Source organism: Mesorhizobium sp. B2-6-1 (genome assembly GCF_006440475.1).
In the GTDB taxonomy this organism is placed as follows: Bacteria; Pseudomonadota; Alphaproteobacteria; order Rhizobiales; family Rhizobiaceae; genus Mesorhizobium.
The window spans coordinates 726,212-748,221 of sequence record NZ_VFUH01000001.1 but is presented as its reverse complement, the minus strand read 5'-3'; the positions used below and the strand labels follow the sequence as shown (position 1 = coordinate 748,221).

The following is a 22,010-nucleotide window of genomic DNA, read 5'->3' as shown; positions in this document are numbered from 1 at the left end:
TCTAAACCAAGGCGCGGCGAAGGGCGAGGCCGTTTTGTGACAGTGGCCGCGTGGGGTTGGCCGGAGATGTCGGCATGAAGCTTGTAACCTACAACATCCAGTACGGCATCGGCCTCGATGGGCAGTACGATGTCGGGCGTATCGCCGACGCCGTGCGCGGCGCCGATGTCATCGCGCTGCAGGAGGTCACCCGCAACAATCCCAGGAACGGCGGACGCGACATGGTCGCCGAGATCGGCGAAGCGCTGCCCGACTATTTCGCCGTCTATGGCAGCAATTTCGAGGCCAATATCGGCTCGCGCATCGAAAACGGCCGCGCCATCACCACCACCTTCCAGCTCGGCAACATGGTGTTGTCGAAGACGCCCATTCATCTGTCGCGCAACCTGCTCCTGCCGCGCAGCCGCAGCTTCGAGATGATGAACTTCCAGCGCGGCGCGCTGGAGGCGCTGATCGAGACGCCGCTTGGTTTCATCCGCTTCTATTCCATCCATCTCGATCACCGCAGCCCGGTCGAGCGCGCCAGCCAGATCCAGTTCCTGCGCCGGCGCCTGTTGAACTATGCGCTTGAAGGCGGCGCGCTGTCCGGCGTCGCCGAGATCGGCCTGCCGGAACTGCCGCACCCCGAGGCCTTCGTCGGCATGGGCGACTTCAACATGCTGGCCGGATCGCCCGAATATGTCGAACTCGCCGGCCGGCCGGACCACGAATTCGGCATGCCGCTGACCGCTGATTTCGCCGTCGACGCCGCCGTGCGCCTCAATGTCGCCGGCGACGATCTCGTCAGCTGGGTCGACCCCAAGGACCCCGGCAATACCGACCGCCACAAGCGTATCGACTATATCTTCACCAGCGCCTCGCTTGCCCGGTCGCTGAAGCGCCTGTGGGTCGACCGAAAGGCTGTTGGCTCGGACCATCTGCCGGTATGGGCCGAACTGGGCTGAGCCCAAATCGATGCACGATTCTTTCCGAACCTTTGACCAGAGGCCCAGCGCCGATGTGTGCTGAGATTCAGGTCAGGCCGAGCCGAAAACGTTGGTTTTCGAGAACCGGAGCGGAGCGTACTTAAAGTACGCGAGCACCGGAAGCGCAGAAAATCAGCGTTTGCAGGCCGGCCTCACCTGAATATCGGCACACATCAAAAATGCACCCAGTTGCGCAGGCTGGTCCATGTCTTCCGGTCGAGGCGGTAACGTTCGACCGGCACCTGGCCGGCGACGATCGAGTTCAGCATGCCCTGGCCGGCGTACTGGAACCCGCATTTGTGGATCACCCGGCGCGAGGCCGGATTGATGACCCGCGTCGAGGCATGCAGCACCTGGATGTTTGTCCGCTGGAACGCGAGATCGACCAGGGCGTGCGATGCCTCGGTGGCGAAGCCGCGCTTCCAGTAGGGTTCTCCGATCCAGTAGCCGAGCTCCAGTCCGCGGTCGGTGGTGTTCAATCCGGCGCAGCCGACGAAGCTTTCGGTGCCGGTCAGCGTCAGCGCATAGGCGATGCCGGCGCGGCGCGACTTGGTCATGGCCAGGAAAGCGCGTGCCTCGGCCTCGCCATAGGGATGCGGCATGCGCGCCAGCATCTCGGCGACATGACGGTTGTCGGCGAGCTCGACCAATTGCGCGATGTCGCTTTCGCGCGGAGCCCGCATCACCAGCCGCTCGGTCACCAGCACCGGGCAATCGATCGCATAACTTTCGTCTTCTGAGTCTTCCGCTTCGGCAACCATGTCAAAGTCCTCCAGGCACAAGAAAAAAGGGAGATGGAAACCCATCTCCCCTGATCCTTTTCCTGGCTTTGCCAAACCTTCTGGCTTCCAGACACCGGTTCCCGAGATGGGCTGCCGGTGTTGTGGTGCGGAACCGGCTACTCCGCTGCTTTGGTAATCGGGTTGACCGATACGTAGGTTCGGCCGTTGGCTTTTTTGTTGAACGTCACGGCGCCGGCTTCGAGCGCGAAAAGGGTGTGATCCGTGCCCATGCCGACATTGACGCCGGGATGCCAGGTGGTGCCGCGTTGACGAATGATGATGTTGCCCGGGATGACGGCTTCGCCGCCGAACTTCTTCACGCCCAGACGCTTGGAATGCGAGTCGCGACCGTTGCGCGACGAGCCGCCAGCTTTCTTGTGTGCCATCTAACTAACTCCGATGCGCCCAAGGGCGCTTGAATGGTCTTATGAACGCGTTCGCGTTCCGTTTCAAGTCCGATCCGGCGACGTTTCGCGCCGGTTCGCCTTACTTCTTTGCCAGTTCCTTGGCCTGCTCGCGCCAGTCCTTGATCTGGTCGGCGCTGAACGGCATGTTCTCGTCGATCTTGGCCACATCCTTCTCGGTCAGCTTGGCGAGCTGGGCGAAGGTGATGATGCCCTGTTCGTTGAGATCCTTGGCGGCGACCGGGCCGATGCCCTTGATCACGGTCAGATCGTCCGGCTCGCCCTTCGGCGCCTTGAACAGCGGCGCTGCCGCGGTCTCGGCCTTTGCCTCTTCCTTCGGGGCATCCTTCTTGGCCTTGGCTTCCTTCGGCGCCGCGTCGGCGGCTACCTCGGCCTTGGCTTCCGCCTTGGCAGCGGTCTTCTTGGCCGGCTTGGCGCCGCCCAGCAGGATCTCGGAGATCCTGACCGTGGTCAGCAACTGGCGATGGCCGATCTTGCGGCGCGAATTCTGGCGGCGGCGCTTCTTGAAGGCGATGACCGTGCGGTTCTTGCCCTGCTCGACGACCTCGGCGGTGACAACCGCGCCGTCGACGAACGGTGCGCCGAACGTGACATTCTCGCCCTCGCCATGCGCGAGCACGTGGCCGATCTCGACGATATCGCCGACATTGGCTTCGACTTTTTCGATCTTCAGGAGATCGTTGGCGGCGACGCGATACTGCTTGCCGCCCGTTTTGATGACTGCGAACATTTTTTGCCTTTCGCTGTTCGGTCGGCCTCGATGAACCGCCTGTGGCGGTTCGGCCGTCTTTTTGTCAGTCTGCGGGTTCAAAAAACAAGCGGCGCGGAAGAACCCTCCACGCCGATTGCGCGCTGTCCCTAACCGAAGGTTTGTTGCGAGTCAAGGCAAACGGCCAGATTCTCAGGGCAACGAATCCGGGCTAACGGGTTCCTTCGGAGCTTTCGTCGGCGCGCTGTTGATGGAGCCTTGAACGGAAAAACCCGCTTGTGCGGCGGGTCCCTGGCGCAACTCAGCACCATAACCAGATCTCTACCATAGTTGCCTTCACCCCGTCAAGAAAAAATTCCTATCAGGAGGTCGCCGGCACCGCCGGACTGGCGTCCCTATGCCTCGTTAATCGGAGTTCGAAATCTTGGCCGGTTTCCTGGCCGGCGCAGTGTCCGGCATCGTCTACCGCGGTCGGGACGGCGTCGCTCCGGGCCAGCCTCTGACGCAAGCTGAGTTTCCGGCCGATTTGGCCTTGTAACCTGCCCGTTCAGCCGTTATCTAGTGCGCCGCGCCGGCAACGGCTGACCATGACCGCGGAGAGGTGGCAGAGTGGTCGAATGCACCGCACTCGAAATGCGGCATGGGTGCAAGCCCATCGGGGGTTCGAATCCCTCCCTCTCCGCCAGTCCGAATTGATTTCCTTACCTTATTTGGCTTTTCCCGCCCAGCCATAAACGTTTGCTAAAGCGAAGCAGCCGCACCGGGGGAGTGCGTGCAGCCCTGAGCTCCTGCGGCGCTGTAATTGTCTGGCATCGGGATTGCCGTGTAATCATCTGACGATGAGCTTCGCCAGCGAGCCCGGTGCCGAAACCCACGGGTCATCGAGGCACGAAATAGCGGGCGCGGCCACCAGCTGCGTCCTCTCTCGCCAGTCCGGTCGCAACCAGCGTTTCCAAAACCTGGGCCACACGTCCGCTGCGCTTGCTGGTGTTCCTGCCATCGAACGATAAGGAAACATCATCCAAATGCGCCGGCGCCGGGAGCTTGGCGAACAGGTCACGCACGAGCCTAATTTGTTCCAACCGTCGGACGGCCATTTGGCCAGTCCGAAATCTCGATCACGGTTGCGTCCGCCTCGATTTGTTCTTCCCTCGCGCCGGGCCGACCAGCTAAAGCCGGGATCAAGTCCTCCCACCCATAGGCTGCAAGCACAGCCAAGACTGATTGAACGATTTCGGACCTGGTCGACACGAAAAGCGCCGTCCAAGCGGCGATGCAGGTCTATAGGGCGGGCACGGCGACGGCCGTTGCGCACTGCGCACTGACTGCCCCCATTTCGACGGTCTCGCCGCGTCTGGTAGGCTCGGCGGCTTACGGTACTGGCAAGCTCGCCAAGCAGTTGACAGGCTGACGCCGACACAGCGTCGCCTACTCAGTCGTCTGCTCGTCCAGGCGGGCCGCGTGACAGCGCCAGTCAGCGACGAGCAACGGAGGCAGCGCGGGTACTGATCGAAGCAACCCCGCTGTTAGGGCAGCGTAGCTGGGGCGTAGCAGCTCACAAAAGGCGCTTTTCCAGTGCCTGATATCATTGCGCAATGATAGGCTTTCCTCGACGCGGAATTGAACACCATCATACCGTCGCCGGGTGCCACTAACCAATCGGCTGGCGACGCCGCCAGCGGAGCTTGCGTCCTGGCGAGCATTCCACTGCCCAACAGAATAGCCGCTGCTATTATCAAGGTATCGGCTCGGATTTGCATTGGTTGTTGCCTCCCTTTCGTCGTTCGTCAGGGCGGTGCCTGCCTTGACGACTGCCAATCTAGCACCAGTGTCAAGGCATGGAAGACAGTCGAGAGGATGGTTATCGTTCTGGCGCACGGTCTTCCGTGATCTCGCCGGAACGAAGGAAGTCGATCATTGACGCGACGAACGCACCAGCCGCCACGGCAAGCGGCACCGAAAAGCAGACGGTGCCATATTGATCAGCTCAGACAGCGAGGTGACGTCACGAAGGCACTTCTGTCTGGATGGCCGCTGTAGCCTGTGCGTGACGCGTCGACCGGTTCAGCTCAATTCGGATGATGCCCGGCAATCGCGGCGAGAAAAATCTCCCCGAATTCCCTAAGCTTCGCCGCTCCCACGCCATTCACCTCGGCGAAGGCGTCGAGGTCGCGCGGGCGGCGTTCGGCCATGTCGATCAGCGTGCGGTCCGAGAACACGACATAGGCCGGCACCTGCCGCTCCTTGGCCAGCCGCAGCCGCAGCGCCTTGAGCGCGCCCAGCAGCGATGCATCCACACCCTCGGCGCTGGCGGCGGAGCTTTCCCCGGAACGCTTCCTGCCGCGCGCGAGAGGGTCCCGCATCTCGACGCGATAATGGAACGCAACCTCGCCGCGCCCGAGGGCGCGGCCGCTTTCGGAAATGGCGAGGCCGCCATGGCCGTCCGGATCCGGCACAAGGAACCCGCCGGCGACCAGTTGCCGGATAAGCGACAGCCAGACCGTTTTCCTATACGCCGCGCCGGCCCGGAAACTGGTCAGCGTTTGATGGCCTCTCGCCAGTACTTTCTCGGTCTCGTGGCCGAGCAGGATGTCAATGACATGGGCGGCGCCGAAGCGCTCGCCGGTCTGCGCGACTGCCGTCAGGATGATCCGCGCTTCCGCTCCGCCATCGGCGCGCGGCGCCTGGTCGAGGCAGTTGTCGCAATTGCCGCAGGGCGCTGCCTGTTCGCCGAAATAGCCGAGCAGGATCTGCCGACGGCACTGTACCGCCTCGCAATAGCCGATCAACGTATCGAGCCGGCGATGCCCGCGCCTCTTGTGCTCAGGTGATGATTCTTCGTCGTCGATGAACAGGCGCCGCATGCGGATATCGCCGAGCCCGTAGAGCATATGCGCCTCGGCTGCCCGCCCGTCGCGGCCGGCGCGGCCGATCTCCTGATAGTAGGCTTCGAGGCTGCCCGGCAGGTCGGTGTGGAAGACAAAGGCGACGTCGGGCTTGTCGATGCCCATGCCGAAGGCGATGGTCGCCACCATGACGACGCCGGAGAGCGTCATGAAGGCGTTTTGATTCGCCTCGCGCGCTTCCTTGCTCATCCCGGCGTGATAGGCGAGCGCGGTGACGCCGTTCTTCTCGAGGAAGGCCGCCATCTCCTCGGTCTTCTTGCGCGACAGGCAATAGACGATGCCGCTTTTGCCTGCGTGACGCTCGACGAAGCGCAGCAACTGGCGCTTGCTGTCCTGCTTGGCCTCAAGGGCAAGCTTGATGTTCGGCCGGTCGAAACCCAGCACCACGGTTTCGGCGCGCCCGGCGAACAGACGCGCTTCGATATCGATGCGGGTAGCCTCGTCCGCCGTCGCCGTCAGCGCGATGATCGGCACTTGCGGGAAAATGGAGCGCAGCCGCGACAGATCCTCATATTCGCGCCGGAACGCCGGACCCCATTGCGAGATGCAATGCGCCTCGTCGATGGCGATCAGGCTGACGTCGAGCCTGGCCAGCGCGTCGAGCATCCGCTCCGTCATCAGCCGCTCCGGCGCGAGGTAGAGCAGGCGCGTCTGGCCGGAGGCGACACGGCGCCATGCCGCGACATTGGCCTCGCGCTCGATCGAGGAGTTGATCGTATCGGCTGCCACGCCGGCAAGGCGCAACGCCGCGACCTGATCCTGCATCAGCGCAACCAGCGGTGAGACGACGATGGCAAGGCCGCCCAGGACCAGCGCCGGAACCTGGTAGCAGAGCGATTTGCCCGCACCCGTCGGCATGACGGCCAGCACATGGCGTCCGCCCAGCAGCGCGTCCATGATTTCGGCCTGGCCGGGACGAAAATCGTCGAAGCCGAACACGTCCTTCAACACGCGTTGCTTGGGGTCTGGTGCATCCGGCGGAACGCTCGCCGTCGATATTGGCATCTCGCAATGGTCCCCGTTTGGCTGAGGCAACGTTCTTAAAGCGAAGATCGCCGGAACGCTATCCGCGGATGCGCGGGGTGGCATGTCCACCGGTCCCAATTCGTGCCTTCCCCTGCGACATCAGCACCCCTGCTGGATTCCCTCACGCGCTGCGATGTAAGCTTGCCCGGGACGACCAGGGAGGGAGCGATGCTGCAGACCAGACAGGATGCTCTCGGCGAACGCTTCAAGCAGCAGCGCGCCGCATTCGAGGCGCAGCCCTTTCCGGGCCTCGATCTCCGCAAGGATCGCCTCGCCCGGCTGCTGGCGCTCACGGAAAAGCATGAGGCCGACATCTGCGCGGCAATCGACACCGACTTCGGCGGCCGCTCGGCTCATGAGACCCGCCTTGCCGAACTGTTCGTGGTGCGGGCCGGCATCCGCCACGCACTGTCCCACCTAAAAGGCTGGATGCGGGAACGCCGCGTCGCCACCACCTTGCCCTTCCTGCCGGGCAGGAACCGCCTCGTCGCGCAGCCGCTCGGTGTCGTCGGCATCGTATCGCCCTGGAATTATCCTTTCCAGCTCGCCGTCGCGCCGGTCACCGCGGCGCTCGCCGCCGGCAATCGCGTGCTGATCAAACCATCCGAATTGACGCCCGCATTTTCAGCGCTGCTGGCGCGCCTGGCCGCCGAGCATTTCGCACCGGACGAACTCGGCGTCATCACCGGCGACGCGGAGGTCGGCAAGGCTTTCGTGTCGATGCCTTTCGATCACCTGCTGTTCACCGGTTCGACGGCCGTCGGCCGCCAGGTCGCACTGGCCGCCGCGGCCAACCTGACCCCGGTTACGTTGGAACTCGGCGGCAAGTCGCCGGCGATCTTCGACCCCTCATGCGACCTCGATGCGGCGGCGGCCAGCGTCGCCTATGGCAAGCTCCTCAATGCCGGGCAGACCTGCATCGCGCCGGACTACCTGCTGGTGCCCAAGGGACAGTCAGGCATCGTGGCAGAGAAACTCGCGGCGGCTATGGCGAAGCTCTACCCCAGCCTGCGCGACAATCCGGACTATACCGCCATCGTCAGCGACCGGCATTATCAGCGCCTGCGGGCCATGATCGCGGAGGCCCGAGACGCCGGCGCCGATGTCATCGAAATCAACCCGGCCGGCGAGGCGTTCGGCGCCGCAGGCCGCAAATTGCCGCCGACCCTGGTCAGGAACGCCGATCCCGACCTGCGGCTGATGCGCGAAGAGATTTTCGGGCCGGTGCTGCCGATCCTCGAATATGCCGGGATCGACGACGCCATCGCCCATGTCAACCGGGCCGACCGGCCGCTGGCGCTCTACTGGTTCGGGCGAGACGGCGGCAACCAGCAACGCATCCTGCACGAGACCATCGCCGGCGGCGTCACCATCAACGATTGCATGCTGCATCTGGTGCAGGAGAACCAACCCTTCGGCGGCGTCGGCGCCAGCGGCATGGGCGCCTATCACGGGGAATGGGGCTTTCGCACCTTCAGCAAGGTGAAGCCGGTTTTCCTGCAGTCGCGCTTGAGCGCGGGGAGCCTTCTGCGTCCGCCCTATGGCAGGACCTTCGAACGGCTTTTCGGCCTGCTCAGGCACATCACTTGAACGCCGTGCGGCGCCCGCCGCCGGCGACGCGATCACATGGCGGCGCTATCACATGGCGTCCGCGCGTTAAGCCTATCTTCACCATGATTCGGCAGGCTCCATTTCCTGCGGCCACGTTTCGAGTACCGCGGCGCGCAAGCGCCCAGGCAACAGACCCGCGCCTCTCCGGAGGCGCGGGTTTTTCATTTGGAAACAGCGCGCCGAAACGAGCGTCCATCGCTCATCGCATGGCCGGCCCTCAGGCGAGGAAATCGGCGCGGTGCGGCGTAAAGCTGTCGACCAGCCGGCCGGCTTCGAGCGCCTTGACACCGTGCACCAGGCCGGACGGCACGATGAAGCTGCCGCCCGTCTCGAGGATTTCGGTCCGGCCGTCGATGGTCACTTCGAAGCGGCCCTCGGCGACGTAGCTTGCCTGTACATGCGGATGCGAATGCAGGGCGCCGACGCCGCCCTTGTCGAAGGCGAACTCGACCATCATCAGTTCATCCGTGTGCAGGAGAACGCGCCGCCTGTTGCCATCCGGCGTCGCCGTCCAGGCGCCCGCGCCGGCCTGCGAGAAGATTTTCGTTTCGCTCATCCCAATATCCTCGTCGAGACAGATCCTCACCGAGCCAGCCAGCCGCCGTCCACCGGCACCACCGCGCCATGCATATAGTCCGACGCCGGCGCCAGCAGGAAGGCCGCCGCATCGCCAATATCTTCCGGCCGGCCCCAGCGGCCGGCCGGAATGCGCGCCAGGATAGAGGCGCTGCGGTCGGGATCGGCGCGCAGCGCCTGCGTATTGTTGGTTTCGATATAGCCCGGCGCGATGCCGTTGACGTTGATGCCTTTCGCTGCCCATTCGCAGGCGAGCAGCCGGGTGATGCCGAGCACGCCATGCTTCGAGGCGGTGTAGGACGCGACGCGGATGCCGCCCTGGAAGCTCAGCACCGAGGCGATGTTGACGATCTTGCCTTTGCGTCCGCCGGCAAGGACGCGCCTGGCAAAGCCTTGGCAGAGCAGAAAAGCCGTCTTCAGGTTGAGGTCGAGCACCTCGTCCCAATCGGCCTCAGAAAGGTCGATTGCATCGGCGCGCCGGATGATGCCGGCATTGTTGACCAGCCCGTCGAGCGGCCCGCTTTCGTCCCACACGCGCTCCAGCATCGGACCTGCGGCGGATGTGTCGGCAAGATCGGCCGCGACCGCCTCGAACCGCCCGCCCGCCGCGGCGATCCTTGCGGCCGTCTCATCCATCGAGGAGCGGCCGACGCCGACGACCATGCCGCCGGCGCGCGCGATCGAGACGGCAATGCCTTGGCCGATTCCGGTGTTGGCGCCGGTGACGAGGATGCGCCGACCGGTCAGGCTGAAGGCGGAAAGATCGCTCACCGCAGGTCTTCCATCGCCACCGGATCCACATCGGTGTAGTCGACGTTGTCGCCGGCCATCGCCCAGACAAAGGCGTAGTTGGAGGTGCCGGCGCCTGAATGGATCGACCAGCCGGGCGACAGCACGGCCTCCTCGTTGCGCATGACGATGTGTCGGGTCTCGTCCGGCTCGCCCATGAAATGGAAGACGCGCGCCGCCTCCGGCAGGTCGAAATAGAGATAGGCCTCCATGCGCCGGTCGTGCACATGGCATGGCATGGTGTTCCAGATGGAGCCCGGCGCAAGTTGCGTCATGCCGACGACGAGCTGGCAGGTCCTGGCCCCGTCGGCATGGATGAACTGGAAGATGGAGCGTTCGTTGCAGGCCTCCTTGCTGCCGAGATCGAGACGCCGGGCGTCACCGATGCGGATCAGCCGGCTGGGAAAGGTTTGATGCGCCGGCGCGCTGAGCAGATAAAACTTTGCCGGCGCCGCCTTGTCGACTGAGGCAAACGACACATCCTGCGTGCCCATGCCGAGATAGAGCATGTCGCGTACCTGCAACTCATGGAGCTGGCCGCCGGCTTCGATCGTGCCGCCGCCACCGATATTGACGGCGATCAACTCGCGGCGCTCGAGAAAGCCTTTCGTTCCAGTCGGCTTGATTGCCTCCAGCCGAAGCGGCGCGCCGGCCGGCATCGCGCCGCCCACGATCATGCGGTCGTAATGTGTGTAGGTCAGGCTGACGCGGTCGGGCTGGAACAGGTCTTCGATGTGGAAATTGTGGCGCAACTCGTCGGTCCCCATGGCCGCGGCGGCGGCGGGGTCGATGGCAAAACGCGATGTATAGTCGGTATGGTTCTGGCTCATTGCTGTCCTGACTTGAGATGGATCATTCGCCGCCGGCCGCCTTGACCGAGTCGGAATAATAGACCTGCCGCGCATGCAGGCGCTCGCGATAGCGCTGCTGGCTGGCCGAGAGATGCGTGCGCATCGCCTCGCGCGCGGCTTCGGCATCGCCCGATGTGATCGCGTTCAGGATCACCAGATGCTCGCGCTGCAGCCCGCGCTGATAGCTGTCGGACTGCACAAGCTCGGTCGACCAGGGCGAGGTCACGTCGCACGGAATGGCACGCCGGCCGAGCACGTCGAGCATTTCGACATAGAACGGGTTATTGGTGGCGCTGGCGATGGCGCGATGGAAGGCGAGATCGGCCGGACCGGTCGGCTCGCTGGCGAGCAGCAGCCGTTCGAAGTCGAAGAAGGCTTCCTGGATCGCCGCCTCCTGGGCCGCGTTGCGGCGGATAGCGGCGAGCCCGGCCGATTCGATCTCGATGGCGAGCCGCACTTCGAGCACGTTGAGTGCGATCGAATCCTTGCTGCCCATATCGGCCGCGAGCGCGCCGAACATCGTCGAGATGTGCTCTGTGACGAAGACGCCGGCGCCCTGCCGCGGCTCGACCAGGCCATCGGCGGCGAGCTTGGCCAGGGCTTCGCGGATGACGGTGCGGCTGACGCCGAAGGTTTCGGTCAACTGGCCCTCGGTCGGCAGTTTGTGGCCGGGCAGGATCTCGCCTGCCTGAAGCTGCCTGCGAATTGCCGCGACGACGGTTTCCGACAGTTTGGGTTTTCTCTCGACCCTGAGGTCGGTTGCGCTATCCAATGCCATGTCGTCCTCTACTTGAACACGCTCGGCAACCAGAGCGAGATGGCCGGAATATACGTCACCAGCCCGAGAACGACGATACCGGCGCCATAGAACGGCCAGATCGAGCGCATCGCTTCCCAGACCGTGATCTTGCCGACGGCGCAGGCGACGAACTGCACCGTGCCGACCGGCGGCGTGTTCAGCCCGATGCCGAGATTGAGGATGGTGATGACGCCGAAATGCACGGGATCCACGCCATAATGTGTGACCAGCGGCAGGAAGATCGGCGTGCAGATGATGATCATCGGTCCCATGTCCATGAAGGTGCCGAGCACCAGCATCAGGACATTGAGCAGCAGCAGCACGACGAGCGGATCGGTGGAGATCGCATTCATGCCGGCGATCAGCAGCACCGGCACTTTGAGATAGGCCATCAGCCAGCTGAAAGAAGCCGCCGTGCCGATGATCAACAGCACCATCGAAGTGGTGCGCACGGCGCCCTTGGTGGCGTGGACGAAATCGCTCCAGCCCATCGAACGGTAAACGAGGACGGTAACAAGCAAGGCGTAGAGAATGGCGATGCACGAACTCTCCGTCGCTGTGAAGATTCCGGAGCGGACGCCGCCGAAGATGATGCCGATCAAGAGCAGTCCCGGAATAGCGATGAGCGCCAGCTGCCCGACACGCGAAAAACCGGGGAAGGCCTCGACCGGGTAGCCGCGGCTGCGGGCGACGAAATAGGCGGTGACCATCAGCGAGGCGGCGAACAAAAGGCCCGGTAGTATGCCGGCGGTGAACAGGTCGGCGATCGAAATCTTGCCGCCCCCTGCGATCGAATAGATGATCATGTTCTGCGATGGCGGCAAAAGCAGCGCGATCAGCGCCGCCATCGAGGTGACGTTGACGGCATAGTCGGCGCCGTAGCCGCGTGCCTTCATCTGCGGGATCATCAGCCCGCCGACGGCCGCGGCCTCGGCCACGGCCGAGCCGGAAATGCCGCCGAACAGCGTGCCGGCGATGATGTTGACCTGACCGAGGCCGCCCCGGACATGGCCGACCAGGGAGCCGGCAAAGGAAACGATGCGCTGCGCGATGCCGCCGCGCACCATCAGATCGCCGGCATAGATGAAGAACGGGATCGCCATCAGGGAGAACGCGCTCATGCCCGATTTCATCTGCTGGAACACGACCAGGGGCGGCAGGCCGAGATAGAGGACGGTGGCGAAGGAGGCCGCACCAAGACAGAACGCGATCGGCGTGCCGCCGAACATCAGCAGTGTGAAGACGCCGAACAGGATCCAGAGCTCCATCTAGGCCTCCTGCACCGCCGGCATCTCCGGCACGTCCTCGAGATTGATGTCCTTGTCGATATCGACGCCCGACCAGCGCAGCGCGATGCGCTCGGCCGAGAACAGGCAGATCAGCACGCCGCCGGCGACCAGCGGCAGATAGTCGAAGCCACCCGGCAGCTCGAGCGCCGGGATGATGGTGTGCCAGGTCAGGCCGACAAGCTTGCAGCCGTACCAGACCATGCCGAACCCGAAGCCGAGCACGATCAGGTCGGACAGCGTGCGCAACGCTCCCTTGCTGCCTTTCGGCAGGATATAAAGCAGCACGTCGAACCCCATATGGTAGTTCTCCCGCACGCCGACGGCGGCGCCAAGGAAGATGAACCAGTTCATCAGCATGATGGCGCTGGTTTCGGTCCAGCTCGGCGACGAATTGAGCACGAAGCGGAAGAAGACCTGATAGGCGACGAGCGCGGTCATGGCGACCAGCCCGATGCCGGCCAGATAGAGCGCTCCGTCGCAAATCCTCGAAAGCACGACGCTGAACCGCGGCGGCGCCGCGCTGCTTGTCATTATCGCCATCTGATCCTCCCGATCGCCGGCCGGTCACGAAGGCGCGGGACGGCATGCATTGCCCGCCCCGCGGCCGACTTCACTTGGTCGCCTGGATGCGGGCGGCGAGGTCCTTCAGCGCCGGCGTCGACAGGTATTTGTCGTAGACCGGCTTCATCGCGTCGATCAGCGGCTGCTTGTCGATCTCGCTGACCTTGACGCCTGCCTTTTCGACGATATCGCGGGATTTCTTCTCCTGCGCGTCCCACAGTTCGCGCATCTTGACGACGCTGTCCTTGGCCGCCTGGCGCACGATCGCCTGGTCTTCCGGCGAGAGCTTGTCCCAGCTCGCCTTCGCCATCACCAGCACCTCCGGAACGATCTGGTGCTGGTCGAGCGTGTAGTGCTTGGCGACCTCATAGTGCTTGGCGGATTCGAAGCTCGGCCAGTTGTTTTCCGCGCCGTCGATGACGCCGGTCTCAAGTGCCGAATAGACTTCGCCATAAGCCATTGGCGTGGCGTTGGCGCCCAGTGCGTTGACCATGTCGACGAACACGTCCGACTGGATGACGCGGAATTTCATGCCCTTCAGATCGGCGATCGAGGCGATGTCCTTCTTGGTGTTGTAGAAGGAGCGCGCGCCGGAATCGTAGAAGGCCAGACCGACCAGGTCATGTGCCTCGAAAGCTTTCAGGATGTCGTCGCCGATCGGCCCGTCCATGACATGGCGCATATGTTCGACCGAGCGGAATATGTAGGGCAGCGACGGCACCGCGGTTTCCGGCACGATGCCGTTGAACGGCCCCATCGAGACACGGTTGAGGTCGATGACGCCGGTCTGGGTCTGCTCGATCGTGTCCTTCTCCTCGCCGAGCTGCGCCGAATGATAGACCTCGACCGAATAGCGGCCATCGGTGCGCTGCTTGATCAACTCGCCCATGTATTTTACCGCCTCGACCGTCGGATAGCCGTCGGGGTGCGTGTCGGCCGACCGCAGCACGGTTTGCGCGTTGGCGATGCCGATCAGCAGCGAGCCGAACGCGAATGTAGCCGCCGTCAATTTCGAAAAATGCAACATGACTTCCTCCCTTTTCAAAAATCAAGGCGCCGACTCAGAGCCGGTGCGGGCGAGCGAGCGTGGACGCACGTCGGCGCGAAACAGCAAATCCGCATCGGTCAGTGCCACGGTGATCCTCCCAAGAGGCGCTATCGGTAGGGTCGCAAGGAAATAATGTCAACATACAAAAAATGGATTGTTGTATGATGACTTTGGATCGGCAACCGGCCATTGTGTGGGACGGCAGTGGATGTTACGCCGCTGCCGTTTCTCCTTCGCCGACCTTACGGGGCGGCTCCCAAAGGCCAATCGGGGACTTCGCACAGCAATGAACAGGCGTCTTTCGAAGGATACGATCACGACGTTGCCGGCGAGGATCGCCGTGCCGCGTTTTGATCGCGCATCGGTCACGCAAGGCATCGTGCATCTGGGGGTCGGCGCCTTTCATCGCGCCCACCAGGCAGCCTATGTCGACGATTGCCTGGCTGCCGGAGAAACGGATTGGGGCATCGTCGGCGTGTCGCTGCGCAGTGCCGAGACGCGCGATGCGCTGGCGCCGCAGGACGGGCTCTACACGCTGGCGATCCGCAGCGGGGGCGAGGAAAGTCTTCATGTCATCGGCTCCATCGGCGCGATGCTGGTGGCGCCGGAAGATCCCGCCGCCGTGCTGGCCGCGCTGACCGATCCGCGCACCCGCATCGTGACGCTGACCATCACCGAGAAAGCCTATCTGCGGGCCGCCGGCGGCGGGCTCGACGCAGCCCACCCTGATATCGCCCACGATCTGGCGAACCCGCATCTGCCGAAGACCGCGCACGGTTTTCTGGCCGAGGCGCTTGCACGCCGTCGCGCGACCGGCTTTCAGCCCTTCACCGTGCTCTGCTGCGACAACCTGCCTGCCAACGGGGCGACCTTGCACAGGCTGCTGGTGGAATTCGCCACGCTGCGCGATGCCAGCCTCGGTGAGAAGGGCGCTACCAGGCTTGCCGGCCATATCGCCGACGAGGTCGCGTTTCCCTCGAGCATGGTCGATCGCATCGTGCCGGCCACGACCGATGCCGACCGGGCGCGGATCGCTCTCGAGCTCGGCGTCGACGACGCCTGGCCGGTCATGACCGAGCCGTTCCGCCAGTGGGTGGTCGAGGACAATTTTCCGGCAGGCCGCCCGGCCTGGGAAAAGTTCGGCGTCACCATGGTCGGGGATGTCAGGCCCTTCGAGGACATGAAGCTGAGACTGCTCAATGGAGCGCATTCGGCCATTGCCTATCTCGGCCTGCTCAGCGGACACGCCACCGTCGACCGCGCCTTCGCCGATCCGGCGATCAGGCGCTTTGTCGATGCGCTGTGGGCCGAGGCAATCCCGACGCTGCCCACCGATGCCGGGCTGGATACCGCGAGCTATACGGCAGAGCTTGCCCAGCGTTTCTCCAACACAGCACTTGCCCACCGCACCGCGCAGATCGCCAATGACGGCAGCCAGAAACTGCCGCAGCGCATCATGGCCTCCGCGATCGAGCGCCTCCATTCAGGCGCCGCGCCCGGACATCTCATGCTGGCGGTTGCCGCCTGGATCGCCGCCTGCGAAGCGCGCGGCAAATCCTTGCCCGACGGCCATTTTACCGATCCGCTTGACATGCCGATGACGGCGATCATTGACCGGAATCTGCCCGCTGCCGAAACCGTCGCGGCAGTGTTCGATCTCGCCGGCTTCGCGACCGGGGCGCCTGAGCGGCCAGGATTGATGGACCTTGCGGCCGTCCATCTCGAGCAGTTGCGCTGTGGCGGACCGGCTCAGGCCTTCGCGGCATTGGGCATTTAAAAACAAAAAAGCGAGGCAAGGCCCCGCTTTTCAGTCGACTACTGGTGCCAGCCTCAAGCCGGCAGGATGGCGCCTTCCAGCGTGGTGAGCTGGCTGAGGAATTGTTCGGCCTTCGTGCGCGACCGGTCGTCCTTGGCGTCGGCGGCGTCTTCCCTGGCTTCCTGGATGCGGCGCGCGAGATCGGCGCGGTCGACATCCTTCACCGCGACAGCCGATTCCGCCAGCAGCGTGCAGCCGGCCGGAACGATGTCGGCGAAACCGCCGAAGACGACGTAACGCTCTTCACCGCCCGATGCAGCCTTCACCGTGACGACGCCCGGCTTGATGGTTGTCATGACCGGTGCGTGATGCGCCATCACGGTCATCTCGCCTTCCGCACCCGGAATGACGACTGCCTCGACCTCTGCGGAAACCAGCAGGCGCTCCGGCGAGACCAGTTCGAACTTGAAAGCTTCTGCCATGTCGATTTAGCGAGTAGGGAATAGTGAGTAGGGAAGTAGGGAGAAAGGGCAATTGCCCCCGGTCACCTGCCTGCCATTCACTACTGACTACTGACTACTCCCTATTTCCCTTGATTAAGCCGCTTCAGCCGCGAGGCGCTGTGCCTTCTCGACCGCTTCCTCGATGCCGCCGACCATGTAGAAGGCGGCTTCCGGCAGGTGGTCGTAGTCACCGTTGCAGAGGCCCTTGAAGCCCTTGATGGTGTCGGCGAGGTCGACCAGCTTGCCCGGCGCGCCGGTGAACACTTCGGCGACGAAGAAGGGTTGCGACAGGAAGCGCTCGATCTTGCGGGCGCGAGCCACCGTCTGCTTGTCCTCTTCCGACAACTCGTCCATGCCCAGGATGGCGATGATGTCCTGCAGCGACTTGTAGCGCTGGAGGATCGACTGCACCTGGCGCGCGACCCCATAATGCTCTTCACCGACCACCAGCGGGTCGAGCATGCGCGAGGTCGAGTCCAGCGGATCGACGGCCGGATAGATGCCCTTTTCGGCGATCGAGCGGTTGAGCGTCGTCGTCGCGTCGAGGTGGGCGAACGAGGTCGCCGGCGCCGGGTCGGTCAAGTCGTCGGCCGGCACGTAGATAGCCTGCACCGAGGTGATCGAGCCCTTGGTGGTGGTGGTGATGCGTTCCTGCAGGGCACCCATGTCCGTGGCGAGCGTGGGCTGGTAGCCCACGGCCGACGGGATACGGCCGAGCAGCGCCGACACTTCCGAACCAGCCTGCGTGAAGCGGAAGATGTTGTCGACGAAGAACAGCACGTCCTGGCCCTGGTCGCGGAAATATTCGGCGACCGTCAGGCCGGTCAGGCCGACGCGGGCACGCGCGCCCGGCGGCTCGTTCATCTGGCCATAGACCAACGCCGCCTTGGAGCCTTCGCCGCCGCCCTTCTTGTTGACGCCGGATTCGATGAACTCGTGATAGAGGTCATTGCCCTCGCGGGTGCGCTCGCCGACGCCGGCGAACACCGAATAGCCGCCATGCGCCTTGGCGATGTTGTTGATCAGTTCCTGGATCAGCACCGTCTTGCCGACGCCGGCGCCGCCGAACAGGCCGATCTTGCCGCCCTTGGCGTAGGGCGCGAGCAGGTCGAGCACCTTGATGCCGGTGATCAGGATCTGTGCTTCCGTCGACTGTTCGATATAGGCCGGGGCCGGCTGGTGGATCGAGCGCAACTCGACCGCGTCGACCGGGCCTGCTTCGTCGACCGGCTCGCCGATGACGTTGATGATGCGGCCGAGCATGCCCGGACCGACCGGCACGGCGATCGGGCCGCCGGTGTCGCGCACTTCCTGGCCGCGCACCAGGCCTTCGGTGGAATCCATGGCGATGCAGCGCACGGTGTTTTCACCCAGATGCTGGGCAACTTCGAGAACCAGGCGGTTGCCGACATTGGTGGTCTCGAGCGCATTCAGGATCGGCGGCAGGTGATCGCCGAACTGCACGTCGACCACGGCGCCGATGACCTGCCGGACCTTGCCGACGATGCCGGTGGCTTTGCTGGCCACGGCCGGGGTTTTTACCGCGGCGGCCCTGGTCGGCGCTGCCGCTTTCTTGGCCGGAGCCGCCTTAGCTGCTGCGGCCGGAGCCTTTGCCGGTGCCGCCTTGGCCGGGGCTGCTGCCTTGGGAGCCGCCGTCTTGGGGGTCGCTGCTTTCGCCATCGTCTTTACCCTTTTCGTCCTTTGTTTCTCGCGCGGTCGGATCGAGGTCGTTGACCCCGGGAAACCGTGCCTAGAGCGCCTCGGCGCCCGAAATGATTTCGATCAGTTCCTTGGTGATCTGCGCCTGGCGCTGGCGGTTGTAGGTGATCGACAGCTTGTTGATCATCTCGCCGGCGTTGCGCGTGGCGTTGTCCATCGCACTCATCTTGGCGCCCATTTCGCCAGCCGCGTTTTCGAGCAGCGCGCGGAAAATCTGCACCGCGATGTTGCGCGGAATGAGCTCGGACAGGATTTCACCCGGCTCGGGTTCGTATTCGTAGACGGCGCTGGCGCCGTCAGCAGCCTCGGCCGGAGCGGACGAAGCAGCGGCCGGAATGATCTGCTGCGCGGTCGGAACCTGGCTGATCACCGACTTGAACTGCGAATAGAACAGCGTGCAGATGTCGAAGCCGCCCTCATTGAACAGGTGGATGACCTTGCGGGCGATCGTGTCGGCATTGACGAAGCCGAGCGTCTTGACCTCGCGCAGGTCGATCCGGTCGAGGATCATCGACGCATAGTCGCGGCGCAGGATATCGAAACCCTTCTTGCCGACGCAGATGATCTTGACCTGCTTGCCGTCGGCCAGGAGCCTGCGGATGTGGTCGCGGGCAAGACGGGCGATCTGAGAATTGAAGCCGCCGCACAGGCCGCGCTCGGCCGTGCAGACAACGAGCAGGTGCACGTCGTCCTTTCCGGTGCCGGTCATCAGCGCCGGGGCATCGCCACCGCCGCCGATCGCCTGGGTGATGTTGGCCAGCACGGAACCCATGCGCTCCGAATAGGGGCGCGCCGCTTCCGCGGCCTCCTGTGCACGGCGCAGCTTCGCCGCGGCGACCATCTGCATCGCCTTGGTGATCTTCTGCGTCGCCTTGACCGAGGCGATACGGTTACGAAGGTCTTTTAATGAAGGCATGCTTCAAACCTGATCCCGTCTTGTCTCATCCGGACTGGCGCTTCGCTCAGGCGAAGGTCTTGGCGAAAGCGTCGATCTCGGCCTTCAGCTTGCCGCGCAGATCGTCCGACAGCGCCTTTTCCTTGCGGATGGCGTCGAGGACGTCCTTGCCGGCCGAACGCATGTGGCTGAGCAGACCATGCTCGAACTTGCCGACCTGGTTGACCGGCAGCTTGTCGAGATAGCCGTTGACGCCGGCGAAGATCACCGCGACCTGCTCTTCCGTCTTCAGCGGCGAGAACTGCGGCTGCTTCAGGAGCTCGGTCAGGCGCGAACCGCGGTTGAGCAGGCGCTGCGTGGCGGCATCGAGATCCGAGCCGAACTGCGCGAAGGCCGCCATTTCGCGGTACTGCGCGAGCTCGCCCTTGATCGAGCCGGCGACCTGCTTCATCGCCTTGATCTGCGCCGAGGAGCCGACGCGCGACACCGACAGGCCGACATTGACGGCTGGACGGATGCCCTGGAAGAACAGGTTGGTTTCGAGGAAGATCTGGCCGTCGGTGATCGAGATCACGTTGGTCGGGATATAGGCCGACACGTCGTTGGCCTGGGTTTCGATGACCGGCAGCGCCGTCAGCGAACCGTTGCCCATGTCGTCATTGAGCTTGGCGGCGCGCTCGAGCAGGCGCGAGTGCAGGTAGAAGACGTCGCCCGGATAGGCTTCGCGGCCCGGCGGGCGGCGCAAGAGCAGCGACATCTGGCGATAGGCGACGGCCTGCTTCGACAGATCGTCGTAGCTGATCAGCGCATGCATGCCGTTGTCGCGGAAATACTCGCCCATGGTGCAGCCGGCGAACGGCGCCAGGAACTGCATCGGCGCCGGATCGGAAGCGGTGGCGGCGACGATGATCGAATATTCGAGCGCGCCGCGCTCTTCCAGCACCTTGACGAACTGCGCCACGGTCGAGCGCTTCTGGCCGACGGCGACGTAGACGCAGTAGAGCTTTTCCTTCTCGGGGCCGTTGTCGTGCACCGACTTCTGGTTGAGCATCGTGTCGAGGATGATGGCGGTCTTGCCGGTCTGGCGATCGCCGATGACCAGCTCGCGCTGGCCGCGGCCGACCGGGATCAGCGCGTCGATGGCCTTGAGGCCCGTCGACATCGGCTCATGCACCGACTTGCGCGGAATGATGCCGGGCGCCTTGACGTCGACGCGCTTGCGTTCGGTCGCCTTGATCGGGCCCTTGCCGTCGATCGGGTTGCCGAGCGCGTCGACGACGCGGCCGAGCAGGCCGGGACCGACCGGAACGTCGACGATCGCGCCGGTGCGCTTGACGGTGTCGCCTTCCTTGATGTCGCGGTCGGCGCCGAAAATGACGACGCCGACATTGTCGGCTTCGAGATTGAGCGCCATGCCGCGGATGCCGCCGGGGAATTCGACCATCTCGCCGGCCTGGACATTGTCGAGGCCGTAGACGCGGGCGATACCGTCACCGACGGACAGCACCTGTCCAACTTCGGAGACCTCGGCCTCCTTGCCGAAATTCTTGATCTGGTCTTTCAGAATTGCGGAAATTTCCGCGGCGCGGATGTCCATCAGCCGACCTCTTTCAGTGCAAGCTTGAGCGAATTGAGTTTGGTTTTGAGCGACGTATCGATCTGGCGCGAGCCCATCCTGACCACCAGCCCGCCGAGCAGCGACGGATCGACGGTGACGGAGATGGAAACGTCCTTGCCGGCAACGCTCTTCAGCGCCGCCTTGAGTTCAGTCTGCTGGGCAGCGCTCAATTGGTGAGCCGACGTTACCTCGGCGGTCGTCTCGCCACGATGTTCGGCGGCGATCTGGCGGAATGCCCTGATCATGCCGGGCACGGCGAACAGCCGGCGGTTCTTGGCGACGACGCGCAGGAAATTGCCGGTCAGGCCGGTGATCCCGGCCTTGTCGGCGATCGCCGCGATGGCCTTGGCCTGGTCCTCGCTGGAGAACACCGGGCTGTTGATCAGCCGGGTCAAGTCGGCGCTGCCCGCGAGCATCGCCTCGAAACTGTTGAGGTCGGCTTCGACCTTGGCGACGGAATTCGCCTGCGATGCCAGTTCGAACAGCGAACCCGCATAGCGTTCTGCGACACCTGAGATTGGCGATGACGATTGGGCCACGGACCGTCTTTTCTCTTGTCTGACAGGCCGCAGATTGTTGGCGCGAGCGAAAACTCTGGCTAAATCTTTGACCTTACTGCATTTTTTCAAGCACGGAGGCGCGGCTTCCGCTATCCCCGGCCGAAAGTCGATTGCCGTCTAGCACAGGCCTTTTAAGACCGCAATGCGTCGTTCCGCATGGTTTTCAGGCACTATTGTCGCATCCGGGGACGAAGTCCCTGGATTGCCTGCGGATTCAGGGCAGGAAGCCGAAGGCAAAGGCAAGCGGCAACGCCGCCAGCGCCAGTTCCACGACGATGGAAACCCAGTTGAAGGGCGTGTTGGCGCCATCCGACATCATCGACAGCAACCGGCCGAAGGCGGTGAACAGCCAGGAGAAGCCGAGCGCCATGTAGATCAGCGGCTGCGCCAGCAGGATGCAGCACAGGCCGACGCCGAGATAGAAGCCCGACATGCGGCCGCGCCCTTCGGCGATCGCCGCCGCCTTCTCCGGCTTGACCTGCAAGCGCAGAATGCGGAAGGCAAGCCCCGGCGCCAGGAAAAGCACCAGGCCGAGCAGCACCGTGACGACGGCGCTCGACCAGGCCAGCCATTCGCCCTGGCTCACCGGCCATGGAAACGCAAAATCCATAGTGTCCCCTCG

Annotated in this window: 20 protein-coding genes and 1 tRNA gene; 4 read left to right on the top strand and 17 right to left on the bottom strand. The window is 64.0% G+C overall.

The features are described 5' to 3' along the window. Positions 1-74: 74 nt before the first annotated feature. Positions 75-944: an endonuclease/exonuclease/phosphatase family protein gene (locus tag FJ443_RS03855; RefSeq protein ID WP_140493018.1), complete on the top strand. Its 870-nt coding sequence runs from the start codon at positions 75-77 to the stop codon at positions 942-944. 194 nt (positions 945-1,138) lie between these two features. On the opposite strand, the gene FJ443_RS03850 is transcribed toward FJ443_RS03855, so the two are convergent. From FJ443_RS03850 to FJ443_RS03840, 3 genes are all read right to left on the bottom strand, one after another. Then, positions 1,139-1,726 carry a GNAT family protein gene (locus FJ443_RS03850; protein WP_181175058.1) on the bottom strand — a complete coding sequence of 196 codons (588 nt, stop codon included), beginning with the start codon at positions 1,724-1,726 and terminating at the stop codon, positions 1,139-1,141. Between the two features lie 137 nt (positions 1,727-1,863). Then, positions 1,864-2,133: a 50S ribosomal protein L27 gene (gene rpmA, locus FJ443_RS03845; RefSeq protein ID WP_140493012.1), complete on the bottom strand. Its 270-nt coding sequence runs from the start codon at positions 2,131-2,133 to the stop codon at positions 1,864-1,866. 100 nt (positions 2,134-2,233) lie between these two features. Continuing rightward, positions 2,234-2,902, bottom strand: coding sequence for a 50S ribosomal protein L21 (locus FJ443_RS03840; RefSeq protein WP_140493007.1), 669 nt, complete (start codon positions 2,900-2,902; stop codon positions 2,234-2,236). Between the two features lie 574 nt (positions 2,903-3,476). Here FJ443_RS03840 and FJ443_RS03835 point away from each other — a divergent pair. Further along, positions 3,477-3,566: transfer RNA gene (locus FJ443_RS03835), tRNA-Ser, on the top strand. A 1,384-nt stretch (positions 3,567-4,950) separates the two neighbouring features. On the opposite strand, the gene recQ is transcribed toward FJ443_RS03835, so the two are convergent. Beyond that, positions 4,951-6,792, bottom strand: coding sequence for a DNA helicase RecQ (gene recQ, locus FJ443_RS03830; protein ID WP_140662819.1), 1,842 nt, complete (start codon positions 6,790-6,792; stop codon positions 4,951-4,953). 189 nt (positions 6,793-6,981) lie between these two features. On the opposite strand from recQ, the gene FJ443_RS03825 reads away from it, so the two are divergent. After that, complete coding sequence (locus FJ443_RS03825) at positions 6,982-8,403, top strand: coniferyl aldehyde dehydrogenase (protein ID WP_140662817.1); 1,422 nt, start codon at positions 6,982-6,984, stop codon at positions 8,401-8,403. Positions 8,404-8,641: 238 nt separating this feature from the next. Here the strand turns inward: FJ443_RS03825 and FJ443_RS03820 are convergent, their stop codons facing one another. From FJ443_RS03820 to FJ443_RS03790, 7 genes are all read right to left on the bottom strand, one after another. After that, a complete protein-coding gene (locus FJ443_RS03820; protein ID WP_140525007.1) occupies positions 8,642-8,980 on the bottom strand; it encodes a cupin domain-containing protein in 339 nt (112 codons plus the stop codon). 26 nt (positions 8,981-9,006) lie between these two features. Next, on the bottom strand, positions 9,007-9,771 hold the full coding sequence (gene kduD, locus FJ443_RS03815) for a 2-dehydro-3-deoxy-D-gluconate 5-dehydrogenase KduD (RefSeq protein WP_140662815.1): 765 nt from the start codon (positions 9,769-9,771) through the stop codon (positions 9,007-9,009). Further along, positions 9,768-10,619, bottom strand: a complete 852-nt coding sequence (gene kduI, locus FJ443_RS03810) for a 5-dehydro-4-deoxy-D-glucuronate isomerase (RefSeq protein ID WP_140554883.1) — start codon at positions 10,617-10,619, stop codon at positions 9,768-9,770. The genes kduD and kduI overlap by 4 nt, the downstream gene beginning before the upstream one ends. Positions 10,620-10,641: 22 nt before the next feature. Continuing rightward, the gene (locus FJ443_RS03805; RefSeq protein ID WP_140525004.1) at positions 10,642-11,418 is read right to left on the bottom strand and encodes a FadR/GntR family transcriptional regulator; all 777 of its coding nucleotides are present in this window, start codon (positions 11,416-11,418) and stop codon (positions 10,642-10,644) included. A gap of 8 nt (positions 11,419-11,426) precedes the next feature. Next, entirely contained in the window at positions 11,427-12,707 is a 1,281-nt protein-coding gene (locus tag FJ443_RS03800; protein WP_140560745.1) for a TRAP transporter large permease, read from the bottom strand. Then, positions 12,708-13,259: a TRAP transporter small permease gene (locus tag FJ443_RS03795; protein WP_140550947.1), complete on the bottom strand. Its 552-nt coding sequence runs from the start codon at positions 13,257-13,259 to the stop codon at positions 12,708-12,710. It lies immediately after the preceding gene. 79 nt (positions 13,260-13,338) lie between these two features. Next, a complete protein-coding gene (locus FJ443_RS03790) occupies positions 13,339-14,316 on the bottom strand; it encodes a TRAP transporter substrate-binding protein (RefSeq protein WP_140654851.1) in 978 nt (325 codons plus the stop codon). Positions 14,317-14,623: 307 nt separating this feature from the next. Here FJ443_RS03790 and FJ443_RS03785 point away from each other — a divergent pair, with 307 nt between their 5' ends. Further along, positions 14,624-16,114, top strand: coding sequence for a mannitol dehydrogenase family protein (locus FJ443_RS03785; RefSeq protein WP_140566759.1), 1,491 nt, complete (start codon positions 14,624-14,626; stop codon positions 16,112-16,114). Between the two features lie 53 nt (positions 16,115-16,167). Here the strand turns inward: FJ443_RS03785 and FJ443_RS03780 are convergent, their stop codons facing one another. The 6 genes from FJ443_RS03780 to FJ443_RS03755 all read right to left on the bottom strand — a co-directional run bounded on the left by FJ443_RS03780 (position 16,168) and on the right by FJ443_RS03755 (position 21,998). Further along, complete coding sequence (locus tag FJ443_RS03780; RefSeq protein WP_140492977.1) at positions 16,168-16,575, bottom strand: F0F1 ATP synthase subunit epsilon; 408 nt, start codon at positions 16,573-16,575, stop codon at positions 16,168-16,170. Positions 16,576-16,689: 114 nt separating this feature from the next. Beyond that, a complete protein-coding gene (gene atpD / locus FJ443_RS03775; RefSeq protein ID WP_181169578.1) occupies positions 16,690-18,276 on the bottom strand; it encodes a F0F1 ATP synthase subunit beta in 1,587 nt (528 codons plus the stop codon). Between the two features lie 70 nt (positions 18,277-18,346). Beyond that, on the bottom strand, positions 18,347-19,231 hold the full coding sequence (locus FJ443_RS03770; RefSeq protein ID WP_140492974.1) for a F0F1 ATP synthase subunit gamma: 885 nt from the start codon (positions 19,229-19,231) through the stop codon (positions 18,347-18,349). Between the two features lie 46 nt (positions 19,232-19,277). After that, on the bottom strand, positions 19,278-20,807 hold the full coding sequence (gene atpA, locus FJ443_RS03765) for a F0F1 ATP synthase subunit alpha (protein ID WP_140492971.1): 1,530 nt from the start codon (positions 20,805-20,807) through the stop codon (positions 19,278-19,280). Further along, a complete protein-coding gene (locus FJ443_RS03760; protein ID WP_140492968.1) occupies positions 20,807-21,367 on the bottom strand; it encodes a F0F1 ATP synthase subunit delta in 561 nt (186 codons plus the stop codon). The genes atpA and FJ443_RS03760 overlap by 1 nt, the downstream gene beginning before the upstream one ends. A gap of 235 nt (positions 21,368-21,602) precedes the next feature. After that, positions 21,603-21,998, bottom strand: a complete 396-nt coding sequence (locus FJ443_RS03755) for a DUF4345 family protein (RefSeq protein WP_140518245.1) — start codon at positions 21,996-21,998, stop codon at positions 21,603-21,605. Between the last annotated feature and the right edge of the window lie 12 nt (positions 21,999-22,010).